Source organism: Pseudomonas sp. m6p, assembly GCF_055760375.1.
On sequence record NZ_CM147084.1, the window covers coordinates 5855435 to 5869248 of the forward strand.

8 protein-coding genes and 1 pseudogene are annotated in these 13814 nt (G+C 55.6%); 2 read left to right on the top strand and 7 right to left on the bottom strand.

Annotated elements, in window-relative coordinates:
• The first annotated feature begins 15 nt into the window (after positions 1 to 15).
• Both istA and istB read left to right on the top strand, forming a co-directional pair.
• Entirely contained in the window at positions 16 to 1701 is a 1686-nt protein-coding gene (gene istA, locus ACYZUM_RS26795) for an IS21 family transposase (protein ID WP_473061204.1), read from the top strand.
• Positions 1589 to 2338, top strand: coding sequence for an IS21-like element IS1474 family helper ATPase IstB (istB, locus tag ACYZUM_RS26800; protein WP_003460139.1), 750 nt, complete (start codon positions 1589 to 1591; stop codon positions 2336 to 2338). The genes istA and istB overlap by 113 nt, the downstream gene beginning before the upstream one ends.
• A gap of 95 nt (positions 2339 to 2433) precedes the next feature.
• Here the strand turns inward: istB and ACYZUM_RS26805 are convergent.
• The 7 genes and pseudogenes from ACYZUM_RS26805 to glmS form a co-directional block, all read right to left on the bottom strand.
• A pseudogene (locus tag ACYZUM_RS26805) lies at positions 2434 to 3291 on the bottom strand (IS5-like element IS1384 family transposase); the annotation flags it as partial.
• Between the two features lie 232 nt (positions 3292 to 3523).
• Entirely contained in the window at positions 3524 to 5155 is a 1632-nt protein-coding gene (locus tag ACYZUM_RS26810; protein ID WP_224450881.1) for a TnsD family Tn7-like transposition protein, read from the bottom strand.
• A 382-nt stretch (positions 5156 to 5537) separates the two neighbouring features.
• A complete protein-coding gene (locus ACYZUM_RS26815) occupies positions 5538 to 7205 on the bottom strand; it encodes a TnsD family Tn7-like transposition protein (protein WP_042556882.1) in 1668 nt (555 codons plus the stop codon).
• A gap of 16 nt (positions 7206 to 7221) precedes the next feature.
• Entirely contained in the window at positions 7222 to 8682 is a 1461-nt protein-coding gene (locus tag ACYZUM_RS26820; protein ID WP_042556883.1) for an ATP-binding protein, read from the bottom strand.
• Entirely contained in the window at positions 8679 to 10847 is a 2169-nt protein-coding gene (locus tag ACYZUM_RS26825) for a Mu transposase C-terminal domain-containing protein (RefSeq protein ID WP_042556884.1), read from the bottom strand. Before ACYZUM_RS26825 ends, ACYZUM_RS26820 begins: the two co-directional genes overlap by 4 nt.
• Positions 10844 to 11698 (bottom strand): TnsA endonuclease N-terminal domain-containing protein, encoded by an 855-nt coding sequence (locus ACYZUM_RS26830; RefSeq protein ID WP_042556885.1) that lies wholly within the window; start codon positions 11696 to 11698, stop codon positions 10844 to 10846. Before ACYZUM_RS26830 ends, ACYZUM_RS26825 begins: the two co-directional genes overlap by 4 nt.
• A gap of 281 nt (positions 11699 to 11979) precedes the next feature.
• Complete coding sequence (gene glmS / locus ACYZUM_RS26835) at positions 11980 to 13812, bottom strand: glutamine--fructose-6-phosphate transaminase (isomerizing) (RefSeq protein WP_108184344.1); 1833 nt, start codon at positions 13810 to 13812, stop codon at positions 11980 to 11982.
• Positions 13813 to 13814 lie beyond the last annotated feature (2 nt).

Consider the following 13814-nt stretch of genomic DNA (forward strand, 5'->3'; position numbering starts at 1 on the left):
TTTCGGGAGAGGAAGATGGCGGCGCCGCGAGTAGCCATGCGAAACATCAAAGAATGTCTGCGCCTCAAGTTTGAGGCCGGCTTGTCCCACGAGAAGATTGCCCGTGCCTTGCAGCTGTCCAAGGGCGTGGTTAGCAAGTACATCGCGGCGGCGCGGGTGGCCGGGCTGGACTGGCCGGCGCTGGTGGCCATGGACGAGGCCGCGCTGGCGGCCGCCTTGTTTGCACCGACGTCGACGAACAAGCCGCGCGGTGAGCGAGTGCTGCCCGATGTGCTGAGCATCCACCGCGAGTTGCGACGCAAGGGCGTGACCTTGCAGCTGCTGTGGGAGGAATATCTCGCCGCGCATGCGGGCCAGCCGACCTACCGCTACACCCAGTTCGTCGAGCACTACCGGCGCTACGCCCAGACGCTCAAACGTTCGATGCGTCAGCTGCACCGTGCGGGCGAGAAGCTATTCATCGACTATGCCGGGCCGACGCTGCCGGTGGTCGACCCGGCCACCGGCGAAGTGCGCCGGGCGCACATCTTCGTCGCCGCCCTGGGCGCCTCGAATTACACCTATGCCTGCGCGACGCCAGGCGAAACCCAGGTGGACTGGCTGACCTCGCTGGGCCAGGCTCTGACCTACTTTGGCGGCGTGCCGGAAATGGTTGTGCCGGACAATCCGCGCGCCCTGGTCGCCCAGCCGGATCGCTACGAGCCGGGCCTGAACCGGGCGGCGCTGGAGTGCGCCCGCCATTACGACACCGTGATGCTGCCGGCGCGGCCACGCAAACCCCAGGACAAGGCCAAGGCCGAGGTGGCGGTGCAGGTGGTCGAGCGCTGGATCATGGCGCGGCTTCGCCACCGGCAGTTCTTCAGCCTGCATGCGCTTAACCAGGCTATCGCCGAGCTGCTGGAGGATCTGAATCGGCGCCCGTTCAAGCGGCCCGATGGCTGCCGGCGCGACTGGTTCGAGCGCCTGGATCGTCCGGCCTTGCGACCGTTGCCGGTGCATCCCTACGAGGTCGCCACCTTCAAGCGCTGCAAGGTCAGCATCGACTACCACATCGAGGTCAATGGCAGCTTCTACAGCGTGCCCTCCGCCCTGGCCCGGCAGAACGTGGACGTGCGACTGACGGCACACACCCTGGAAGTGCTGCATGGCAACCGGCGGGTGGCCAGCCACCTGCTGCTGGGGCGACGCGGCGCTTACAGTACCCAGCGCGAGCACATGCCCGCGGCGCACCAGGCGCATCGCGAATGGACGCCACAACGCCTGCTCGACTGGGGCGCGCGGATCGGCCCCTACACGCGCCAACTGATCGATCACCAACTGACCCACAAGCCGCACCCGGAGATGGGCTACCGCGCCTGCCTCGGCCTGCTCTCGCTGGCCCGGCGCTATGGCAATGCACGCCTGGAAGCCGCTGCCGAACGTGCCGTACACCTGCGCGCCTTCACCGGGCGCAGCGTGCGCAACCTGCTCCAGCAAGGCCTGGATCAACAGCCGCTGCCCCAGCGTGCCGCCGAAACGACCTTACCCGGCGACCACGAGAACGTCCGTGGCGCCGACTACTACCAACCCCCGCAACAGGAGCTGTTCGATGATGCCGCAACACACCCTGAATCAACTGCACCAGCTACGCCTGGACGGCATGGCCCGCGCCCTGGAAGAGCAATGGACGCTGCCGGCCAGCCACAGCCTGAGTTTCGATGAGCGCCTCGGCCTGCTGCTCGACCGTGAACTGGCCTGGCGTGACAACCAGCGCCTGGTACGGCTGCGCAAGAAGGCCAAGCTCAAGTACGCCAACGCCTGCCTGGAAGATCTCGACCGCCGCTCCGGACGCGCCCTGGACGAGCGTCTGATCGCCACCCTGGCCAGTGGCGACTGGATCCGCCAGCAGCACAACCTGCTGCTGACCGGCCCGACCGGTGCCGGCAAAACCTGGCTGGCCTGCGCCCTGGGCAACCAGGCCTGCCGCCAGGGCTATAGCACCCTGTACCTGCGCACCCCGCGCCTGCTGGAACAACTGCGCATCGCTCATGGCGACGGCAGCTTCGGCCGTACCCTGCAACAGCTGGCAAAGGTCGACGTCCTGGTGCTGGACGACTGGGCGCTAGCCCCGCTGGAGGAAGGAGCCCGGCATGACCTGCTGGAGGTGATCGACGACCGCGCTGGCAGCCGCTCCACCATCCTGACGAGCCAACTGCCCATCGAGCACTGGCACGGCTGGATCAACGACCCGACCCTGGCCGATGCCATCCTCGACCGCCTGGTGCACAACGCCTACCGGCTGACGATGAAAGGCGAGTCGCTGCGCCGAAAAAAAGCCGAGGAACAAGCCGCATCGTGACCGATGCGATTACAATCCAGAACCCGCGCAACCGGGGTGGAAGCACCGGTCACGTATTAGCGAAACGCTCGGTCACGTTCACCGAAATCCGCAGTGTAACCGAACTGGCGCTTGATTACCCGGAACGGATGCTCGACCTTGGCGCGCACCTGAGCCTTGGCCTTTTCAATCTTGCGCTTGGCTTTGTACAGCACGCTGCGCTTATCGAGTTTTTTGTAGGTGCTGCGGCGTGCCGCCACCTGCCAGATAACTTCACGTCCTTCATGCTCGGGCCGCTTTTCGACACCGGTGTAGCCTGCATCGGCGCAGACCACGTTTTCGTCGCCATGCAGCAATTTGTCCACCTGGGTGACATCCGCCACATTGGCCGCCGTGCCCACTACGCTGTGCACCAGACCCGATTCGTCATCGGCGCCGATGTGGGCCTTCATGCCAAAATAATACTGGTTTCCCTTCTTGGTCTGGTGCATTTCCGGGTCGCGCTTGCCGTCCTTGTTCTTGGTCGAACTGGGCGCATTGATCAGCGTTGCATCGACGATGGTGCCCTGGCGCAGCGACAGGCCGCGGTCGCCCAGATAGCCATTGATGACAGCGAGGATGCCGGCCGCCAGCTCGTGTTTCTCCAGCAAGCGGCGGAAGTTGAGAATGGTGGTTTCGTCGGGGATGCGCTCCAGGTTCAGCCCGGCAAACTGGCGCAGGATCGTGGTTTCGTACAGCGCTTCCTCCATCGCTGGATCGCTGTAGCCGAACCAGTTCTGCAGCAGATGCACACGCAGCATCGCCATCAACGGGTAGGCCGGACGGCCACCTTCACCTTTCGGATAATGTGGCTCGATCAAAGCAATCAAGCCCTTCCACGGCACCACCCGATCCATCTCGATCAGGAACAACTCCTTGCGGGTTTGCTTGCGCTTGCCAGCGTACTCGGCGTCGGCGAAGGTCATCTGCTTCATCGGGAAACTCGGTGGGTGGGGTCGCGGTATTTTGCCAAATCAGAAAGTCTTTTTCAGAGTTTCCCTAAGCTCAATTTTCTGAGTTAAAGAGTAACAAGTGAAAGCTTTCAGAAAGCTGCCGCGAAGGTTACTAATGTGAAAGGTGAACCCTACTCCGCGTTTACGCTTTCAAGCCAGATGGCATTTTTGTTATCACCAAAGGTTGGCAGACGCTGACGGAACACAGATGACCTCAAAAGCTTATTGGAACCGGTGGCCCCTCCCAATTCCTCGATACGCCGGTAGATCTGAGCAAGGCCTCCGCGTCGACTCCGGTTTTTTCCAGGCTTGTCAGATCCCACTCGAAGAAACTGGAAAATACCAGGAAAACCTTGCTTGCTACCGCTGAAGTCAATCTTACCGTCGAGTAATTCACCGGGAGCTTCATCCGGATGAGTTCAGAGACAGTCCATATCAAAGTTCTTAGACGGAAATGCCATACTGACTCTTGATGAATCTTTATCTGTTGATAAGTAAGGGGAAACCTCTGCTTGCGTAGATCCAGCTCATGAGGTAACGAACCTGGGAGTAGCGATTGCAAATTCCGAATATTCACTCTCTTCGGATCTTTCGTAACTTTATATAGCTCATCTACGCCCGCTTCGATAAGGGCCGCATACGCGCCGTCTCTTGAGTCGACAGACTTTTCGACCGTAACTGCAATTTTTTTAGGTGCACGGAGTTTTGCCATTAACCATGCGTTATCATGTTCTAGAATCCATTGCGTAGGTTTGTACGCCTTCTTCCAGAGGTACTCGACATCGGCGTCGTTACGTAGCGCTAAAAGCAACTCAATTTTTTGGCGATACCTAGTTTTTTGGCTAGGATGCGATTCTTCAACTTTGGACGCTCGCGGAGAAACAGAGGCACTCAGCAGAATAGACTCATTCTTCAGAGCCTCTTCAAAGTCATCTGCACTGGAAAACAAATGAAGAGCAATGATCAAATGCCTCGCGAGCGGCATATTTAGCTGACCTTTGTCTGATTTGAGCCGGATCCATTGCTCATGTTTCCCGGTGTTATAGGCTGGATCAATCTGCGACAAAAGCTCATCACCGTAAGCGCTTTGGATGCTGTCGAATAGTTTTGCGATACCTGCATTTTTTCCGAAAATATATCCGCGTTTCTTGCATTGGCGGACGTAGCAAGAACTTAATACCGTACTGCCTATCGGAGGAATATTGCGTTGCAAGATATCGTGTGCGAACAGGGCGACTTTCTGTTCCAGTTTTGAGCCCTTGTGAGTCGCTGCGCTGTTTAAGGGGCTCCAACCGCATGCGCATGGCTCAGTCAGATTGGGAAGTAGCTTCAATTTTCGGTAGAACGGGCGAGAGCACTCGGGGCAGGCATGGATCAATGTGTCGCCATGACGCCAACAGACGGCAACACCGGGTATTTGGTGAGATCGATGCCAGTAGGCAGAACCCCGATCAATCAAATCCTCCTGAACGCAGGTAGGACAAAGCTTAGCCTTGCCATGGGTGGACTCCTCTCTGCGGGGCACCCGTACCACCCCGTCATAACCCAGCGGACCTACGTTGTTCTCCGGACCCTGCTTAACCCCAAGAAAAGGCCGGTAAGCAGGAAAAGTGGTATTGCTACTGATCAGCTCTGCGAGATTGCTCTCCGATTGCCCCGGCAGTCTGTGGGCGAGCCTCTCGATCTGATTGGGTACGATGCCACCAATGCAAAAGGGTTTCGATGCGAACAAATCGCGGTAGGTTTCTGTCGCGGTTCTGTTGCCTGACAGATAGTGATATCGGGTGACACGAGAGTGCAGCATTTCATCCGGCATCGACACGGGGAAAAACAATAGATCAGACATCATTTACCGATTAAAGGTAGGGCTCGAAGAGAATATGCATCCGGGGGCAGTATATATGCAACCCGTCAAATTCTGTATCCGGTATCGATTTGGAAATGATACCCAGCCGCTCAACTTTTAACCGTAGTGAATTCATCTAAGCCCTGCCGCGATCGTACTCTTGAATACAAAACACGTATCGATAACCTGCGCAGGTCAGCCCATGGCAATTGCAAAACTATTTCTGTTGATCGCGGGTTAGTACGTTTTACTTGCTGATCGTGGTCATCCAGCGTATGCCGTAGCTATTCTGGAAGGTGCAAATATTCATTAACAGAAAAATAATGTGTTTACGTTGAATTAAATTCAGAACTTTTTTAGATCGAGGGAATGGCTGGCTGGATTACAGCGTGGGCCGAATGCTCGCGACCCTGTAAAGCGAAGAACGTGATATAGGCTTGCCCTCCGAGAGCAATTTGCTTCTAGCCCATCGCAGACGCCTATCGTGGAAGCCTTCGATTGATTCACATACTTTGTCGAGCATTGCTGCACAGAGAGGAAGCTTGCAGAGCTGCTTTTCGAAGCGAGACAGAACATGAAGCTCCCGGCCAATTCTGGTACGCGAGATGCGGACAGGCTTACCCGCAAGAGCATAAAGCGCTTCAGCACACTGACGGACTTCGCCGGCCAGTCTCGCATCGAGGGCAGCGAACATTTCGGCGCTATTTAGACGGGGCGTACGATGGGGGCTTGGGTTTACAGTTGACTCCGAAAGCCACCGCCTATCGTGGCGATACAGCCACGCATACCCCCTGCATGCATGTGCTTTGTAAAAACGATAATCAGCCTCGAAAGCCGTGCGTCTTGCGCATAGCTCAATGTGAAATCTTGCCTCACTCCAAGCACCTTGCCCGCCGGCTACATTTCGGATGTGACGATAGACATACGCCAATGAAACGCCTAGAACGGCAGCGATCTTTTTGGCATCAGCGCCCTCAAGAGCATGTTTCCACACAGCGGCTGACGAACAGTCCATGCCTTCACCGGGCATCACCGGAGAAAGGCGCGTGTGAAGTTGAATGTGAGCTATCGGACCACACGCCACCGCCTGTTTCACCGGGCGTTGACCATGCAGCAAGTTCACCATGTCAATGCCCAGAGCACCGGCCAATAAAATGTATTTGAGCGGGTGGTGGGAGGTTATTGGCGTACGAAGCAGCTTCGTGACCCACGAGGCGGGTGTACCTGCACGAACTTCTCCGAGTATGGAAAATTCCCATTCTTGCGGGAGTGCGGCAAAAAAATCGGCCATGTGCTGCGCCAGCATGTGCATGTGCAAGCGATGGTTATCAGAGGCAAGGTTAAGCTGCGTTGCCCTTTGTAAAAACGTGTAGCGCACCGCCTCCGCTGACAAAGCACTGACTTCAGACTCGATGACCTGAAGTGAGCGCAACGCTATTTCGTGAAGCGGCGGCATGCTCAGCGACGGGGTATCGAGACGTAACGTGTGAGCTTGCACATTCTCATCACTCGGCAGATTGAGTTGTCGAGAGCTGCGGCTGGACCAGCGAGGATCAAGGATACTAAGTGACGTCCCGTGATGCGGACATACCAGCACGCCTGGAAGCATGTGAACCCTGTGCCAGTAAGCAACTCCCCGTTGGGCCTGATCTTGGGCGATACATTCTGGGCATAACCGCACTCGGGAGGCGAATCCAATACGGCTCGCGTTGACGCCCAGCTTCAACATCAAACCCTTCCCATCGGCAGTCATCAGCGTCCGAGCGTGTTCTACCTGGCTCATAGTCAAAAACGGCGCATAGTAGGGTAATAGCGTGTGACGCATAAGGACCTCGGCTATCGATAGCTCGGTACCGCTGGGTAGCGCGTCGACAAACTCCCCTAAATGACTTGGGAATGCCACATTTTGCGAAAATGCTGCCGCCGATTTCAGGCCGGCAAATGCTGCTTGGCAATTACGAACACCGCAAAGACGGGCATAGCGAGATATCACGCTGTGCAGCGTCTCATCGGGGAACGCGGTGGGGAAGAAATGGAGTTTAAGGTGCACTTCGCCACCCCCCGACTCACGCTTTGTGATACATCGGTGAGAACTCAAACAAGTCCTCGTTGAGCCAGCCCGCAGCTCGCAGAGCATCGAGGGGAGCGTCCTGTTCGCTTAGGGCTTTAGCCTCTGAGTTTTCCACACCAGTTGCAATAGGCGATGGGTGATCCTTCGCAAGAATGGTTGGAGATTGGTCTGCCGGCTTCTCACGGGACACAACGCTTCGAAGCAAGGCGAGGCGATCCTCTCGTGCCAAACCGTCGAAGACCATCATTTCGCTCAGTTGATCCTCAATCGGCAGCAAATCGTCGAACTGCCGCATCCGCTTCGGATCTCGGCTACGCAGAGCTGAAAGGGCTGGCTTTAGAATCTGCATTTTTGAGTTGCTTACCTTCACCAGGACCTCGGCAGTCAAACACTCCGAGCCACTCTGGACCGCATAACGCTGACTCAATACCAGCAGCTTGACCAGGAAATCTGTGACGCCTTGAGTGTGCTCATACAGCGTGTCGAAAATCTCGTCAGTCAGCTCAGCAGTCTGCTTGCACCACTGATAGCTCCAGAGATTTTCGACTAACAACCGCCACTCCTCATCCTCTTTTTCGAATCGTTTGAATTCCAGCGTACCGGCACCACAGACTCGGCGGGCAGTCCGCATGGCTTCTGAGAACAGGCTAATCGTAGAGTTCGTGCCACTGAAAACGACCGGGATACCAATGTTGTTAACCAAGTGCAGAAAGAAATTCAGCATGCTCTCCTTACCACCGGTTTTCGCCAGGTGGAGGTTTTGCAGCTCGTCGATTAACAAGGCGCCGATGAAAAACGTGCTGGCCACCTGCTCCATCTGTTGCAGCGCATCATTGATATTTCGATGCCTGTAGCGCTTGTGATAGTCCTTGTCTCCTAGAGCGTCACCAACCGCATAAAAAAACTGCTGGCAAAATCCAGCCAGCGATCCATCCCGAGGGCAGTCAAGCTTCAGCCAAGTGATTTGGGTATGAACAAACTGCTTTCCCTCATAGCGCTCATGACGGATTGTCTGTGGATAAAGGCTCAAAATGGCGTGGAGTGCCGTCGACTTGCCAATACCGCTCAGGCCGACGACGGTAAACGTTTCAGCAGTGGACTTGAACGCATCGTGGTAACGCTGAGCCCCCGATAAAGAATGCAAATGCCGGACGGTAGCGGGCGACATCGGGTTACGCCCAACATACCCTCGACGGATGAGCAGTGAAAACAGGGCCTCCAGTTCCAGGTGTAACAAAAACGGCTGTACCACGGTTCTTAATCGGTCGATACAGTGAATTCGAGTGGATCCTTCGAGGGTCAGCTCTTTCGGATCCACCGGCTGAGGAAAATTCGAGATCAGCTCAATAGCCGCCGCCTCCGACAATATAGGAGGCAAAGCTTCGATAAGCGGATTGCCCGCATACTCACTTATGTCCTGTTTGACGTAATTGGCAAACGTCTGCGCACCTTTCATTTTGCCTGTCCTGGCCGAATTCTTTTGAGCAAATCGATAACTTGCGCAGTGCGCTCGCCGGCATATGAGTCATGCGCTTTCGGTGTCGATTCAGATTGAAGTGAAGCTGGCTCCGCCCTGACGCCTTCAGGAACAGCCGCATTTTCACGCTCACGGAGACGTTCTTCTGCGCGGTTCTCGCGGATGTTTCCAGTGGCCTCCGCCTTGGTGGGCGGAGCAGGTTCCAATTTTCGTTCTGCGAGCGCATGGCTGATGATCTGGTGGACCTGATCGCTAAGCTGCACACGGCTTTCCAGCTCGGCTCGCCGGTGAGTAGGCGGTTTTTGGCGATAGGCTTCGAGCAGATCAAAAATCTCGTCCGAGCGGTAATTCGCGTAACCGGCATCCGATCGTCGAAGATCACAGCGGATAAACTGCTTGGCCTCTCCCTGGATCCAGATGTGCGCCGCAGAGTTCGGATCGAACCAACACTCTATTGACCAAACGCCCCCTTTGCGAGCCTTGGCAAACCAATCTTTCTCTATGGCCATATCACAAACGTAGTGCATGCCGCGAAACATCACGCCGCCCTTTTGAACGGTCGCGCGCTCGCGCGGCAAGAGATGGAGGTAAACCAGCTCGTCGGGACGTTTGTTGGATTCGATCAGGTCGTTTTCGCAGGCCCAATTCCATATCCCGTTGGGCGTAGGTTCAACACCGTCATTCATCATCGCCTGAGTCAGTCGGTCAGGCTGTCGATGGTGCCGGTTATAGTGGAGCACGCAATTGATGAGGATCTGGGTGAACTCTTTGAGGTTTAGCGTGGCATCGAGCCGGTAATCTCGCTCGCCTCGCTCTTTGTCTCGCGCAGCTACCCCGCCAGGTAGCCATCTGATACCCGTCAAATCATTCAAAATGCCAAACCGACTTTCTACCATAGGCTTCCAATCAGGCCGATAAGGCGGAGCCGTGCCCATCTCAATTCCCAAGCCTGACGATAGCCCCTCTGCTGCCAGTGACAACATCTCTCCCCTGTCGGCGTAAATCTGGTGGGGCAGGTGGTGACAATTCCAATCATCTGAATTGATTTCAACGCCGTTCTGAGCGCAGAACTCGACTTTGGGGGTAAACGCGTTGAACAGCGCTTGCCTCGCCCCGTTCCAACTGGGACCTTCCAATCCTACATAGAGGCCAACAATCATTCCGGAGAAACTATCCACAACGATATAAACTACGGGCCGGCCAATAAGCATCCGTCTAGAGTAGCTATTGACCAAATAAATATCGGCAATAGTTGCGTCGATTTCAAACTGATGACACGGTCCACGCAGCCAATCGCGAACGGTACCTGAAAGCGGACGGCAGTCCTTTAACCACTTCCTCAACCCTTTACGGCCACGCTCGGTTTCAATTTCGTCGAAAAAAATCTGTCCCCAATATCTGAATTGCCTCAGGCTGGGCAGCTCTAAGCTAGGTAGCAAACGAAGCTCTTCTTCACTGTTTTTAGAGATGTCTCGAACCGAGTAGAATCTTCTCAACATTTCGTCATATGCGCTCGAAATAGAAGATTTCTTATCTTTTACATAAAGGGCATATCCAACTCGTATGCATCGTTTATCAACCGCACTGAGCATCTTGGAAGGCGCAGTGAGAACGCCTTGAAACGTAGGTTTTCGCCCTGGAGGCCTACTCGGATCATATTTTCTATCGGCAACTCCTACCGCCGAGTAATTATTAAGTAATGAGTTTCGAACTTGACCATAAAACCAATATCGGTAAAGAAGCCGATAGATCGTTTTTCGCTGAATTCCGAGCTCTGACGCCCGTTTGGTAACAAGCCGGCCTAACTCTCCCCGTACAAATATTTGTCCTGGATATTCAGGATCTAGCAGCGGGGCTATGACCGCCCACTTTTCGTCCCGGCCTTGCTTGGCTCTCTCATCCAGCTGGTCCTCAAGCACAAGCATAAACTCGGGTGTGGTAATGGCTGCTGGTTTCGTGTGACCAGACGCTAACGAACGACGCAACTCTTCGAGACCAATGGCGTAGGGCTGCCGGGGTGGGTCTGCTAGATCTATCACCACAGCCAAGTCATGCGTTTCATCTTGGTAAATGAGCCTAGCTATCGTAGCGATGACCGACAGATCGGTAACAGGCTCAAAAACCTCATTAACGAGGACAGTCATGACATTTTCTCCTTCAACGATCCTTGGACAGGGATCTGGAAAACTTCGAATTCAGGAACTAGACTAGTAAGGTGGAGAGGAGTGTTAATCAAATCTATTTTCAGTACCTTGTTCCAAACCAGATGGAAGAAAATTGCCTGAGCGTCTAGATAAGAGATGGACAGAAGGGACGCTATTTTTCTTAGACAGGTGGCCAAAGTCCACGAATATTCCCGGCTGTTTGCTAGGCACTCGATAAAACTCGAATGCAAAGGGACTTTCATTAAATCGCGAGGGAGCTTCGAGTATTTTCTGATTAGTCCAAGATTTTTTATCAAATCTCGTGTAAAAAATTCATCTGTGACGATTTTCCAATCAACACCTTGGCTTTGCCAAAAGCGCTTTTCAATCTCAAGTTTTTCAAGCGTGCGGTTACTTCCTTTGCCAACTAGGTCGGATCGATACTTCACCGTTCTAGCTACCGACTTAAAGTTTCCGCTCAAGTCCTTAACGGTTAGCAGGAAATCTGTTGTCATTACATAGGGCAGTGTCGTTCTAGGGTATCTGGGATAACGTACATCTATTGCCGACGCTATCGCTTGCGCGCGCTCTGTGGGTAGTAACGGATATTGCTCACGGATATCCACGACGTCTTCAGAAAATTCACACACAAGGAAGTACGAACGCTCGAGATCTGACAGTAGGTGATGAATCCTCTCGATCTTCACACCTTGGATTTTGTGCGAACGACCTATCGACGGGACATCTTGTACCCGCAGCCAAGGCACGTAGCTTGCCCCGGCGCCTTCGCCAAATCCATTTGCAATGTGCCGTTCAATGTCCTGCTGTGATGCAAACTTACGACCTCGCAACCCACGCCTCCTCAGTCGATGCGGACCGCTTCACCTCACGCCGAGAAAAGTCGTAGAAGAACACGACCGCCGTAGCGGCCATATTCAAAGCATTTTCTAGACTACACCCGCAGAGAGTTGAAGCGATGAATCCAGACCAAAGGGAAAGCCTGGAAAGGAAAAACCCCCGTAGATACGGGGGTTTGAGCCTTGTGTCAATCTATGTTCATGAGTGTCAAACTTTATTGTTTTGTGTCAATCTTTATTGTTCAAAGCCAGGGTCAATGTCAGCTGTGGATAACTTATTCCACCGTCACCGACTTCGCCAGGTTGCGTGGCTGGTCGACGTCGGTGCCCTTGAGCACGGCGACGTAGTACGACAGCAACTGCAGCGGGACGGTGTAGAGGATCGGCGAGAGGATGTCGTGGATGTGCGGCATCTGCACCACGTGGGTGCCTTCACCATTGGTCATCCCGGCTTTTTCGTCAGCGAACACGATCAGTTCACCGCCACGGGCACGGACTTCCTGCAGGTTGGACTTGAGCTTCTCCAGCAGTTCATTATTCGGCGCCACAGTGACCACCGGCATGTCGTTATCCACAAGCGCCAGCGGGCCGTGCTTCAGTTCACCGGCCGGGTAGGCTTCGGCGTGGATGTAGGAGATTTCCTTGAGCTTCAAGGCACCTTCCATCGCCACCGGGAACTGCGCGCCACGGCCAAGGAACAGGGTGTGGTTCTTCTCGGCGAACAGCTCGGCGATTTTTTCCACGGTGCTGTCCATGGCCAGTGCCTCACCCAGACGGGTCGGCAGGCGACGCAACTCTTCCACCAACGTGGCCTCAACGCCTTTGCCGAGCGTGCCGCGTACCTGACCCAGCGACAGGGTCAGCAGCAACAGGCCGACCAGTTGTGTGGTGAACGCCTTGGTCGAGGCTACGCCGATTTCGCGACCGGCCTGAGTCAGCAGGGTCAGGTCGGACTCACGCACCAGTGAGCTGATGCCGACGTTGCAGATCGCCAGGCTGGCGAGGAAGCCCAGCTCTTTGGCGTTGCGCAGCGCGGCCAGAGTGTCGGCGGTTTCGCCGGACTGCGAGATGGTGACGAACAGGGTGTCAGGCTGCACCACCACCTTGCGGTAGCGGAATTCGCTGGCGACTTCGACCTGGCACGGAATGCCGGCCAGTTCTTCGAGCCAGTAACGCGCAACCATGCCGGCGTGGTAACTGGTACCGCAGGCGACGATCTGCACATTGCGCACTTTGGCGAACAATTCGGCAGCCTGTGGGCCGAAGGCCTGCACCAGCACTTGATTGTTGCTCAGGCGGCCTTCGAGGGTACGCTGCACCACGATGGGCTGTTCGTGGATTTCCTTGAGCATGTAATGGCGGAATTCGCCCTTGTCGGCGGCTTCGGCGCCATCGCTGTACTGCACGGTCTGGCGTTCGACGGCGTTGCCATTGACGTCCCAGATCTGCACGTTATCGCGGCGAATTTCGGCGATATCGCCTTCTTCCAGATACATGAAGCGGTCAGTGACCTGACGCAGGGCCAACTGGTCGGACGCGAGGAAGTTCTCACCCAGGCCCAGACCGATCACCAACGGGCTGCCACTGCGCGCGGCCACCAGACGATCCGGCTGTTGTGCGTTGATCACGGCCAGACCGTAGGCGCCGTGCAGCTCTTTGACGGTGGCTTTCAGCGCAACGGTCAGGTCAGGCTGATCCTTGAGTTTGTGGCTCAGCAGGTGCGCGATGACTTCGGTATCGGTGTCCGAAGTGAACACGTAACCCAGCGCTTTCAGTTGCTCACGCAGGGCTTCGTGGTTCTCGATGATGCCGTTGTGCACCACGGCGATATCACCGGAGAAATGCGGGTGCGCGTTACGCTCGCATGGTGCACCGTGGGTCGCCCAACGGGTGTGGGCGATACCGAGACGGCCGGCCAGCGGCTGTTCGGCCAGCGCAGTTTCCAGTTCGCTGACCTTGCCCGGACGACGCATGCGCTCGAGCTTTGCATCGTTGGTGAAAACCGCTACACCGGCGCTGTCATAGCCGCGGTATTCAAGGCGCTTGAGGCCTTCGAGCAGGATGGCGGTGATATTACGTTCAGCAACTGCGCCGACAATTCCACACATGC

Bases quoted from the DNA above. Each gene is read 5' to 3' on its own strand.
- istA (WP_473061204.1), top strand. From the start codon at position 16: ATGGCGGCGCCGCGAGTAGCCATGCGAAACATCAAAGAATGTCTGCGC.
- istB (WP_003460139.1), top strand. From the start codon at position 1,589: ATGATGCCGCAACACACCCTGAATCAACTGCACCAGCTACGCCTGGAC.
- ACYZUM_RS26810 (WP_224450881.1), bottom strand. From the start codon at position 5,155: ATGTCTGATCTATTGTTTTTCCCCGTGTCGATGCCGGATGAAATGCTG.
- ACYZUM_RS26820 (WP_042556883.1), bottom strand. From the start codon at position 8,682: ATGAAAGGTGCGCAGACGTTTGCCAATTACGTCAAACAGGACATAAGT.
- ACYZUM_RS26825 (WP_042556884.1), bottom strand. From the start codon at position 10,847: ATGACTGTCCTCGTTAATGAGGTTTTTGAGCCTGTTACCGATCTGTCG.
- glmS (WP_108184344.1), bottom strand. From the start codon at position 13,812: ATGTGTGGAATTGTCGGCGCAGTTGCTGAACGTAATATCACCGCCATC.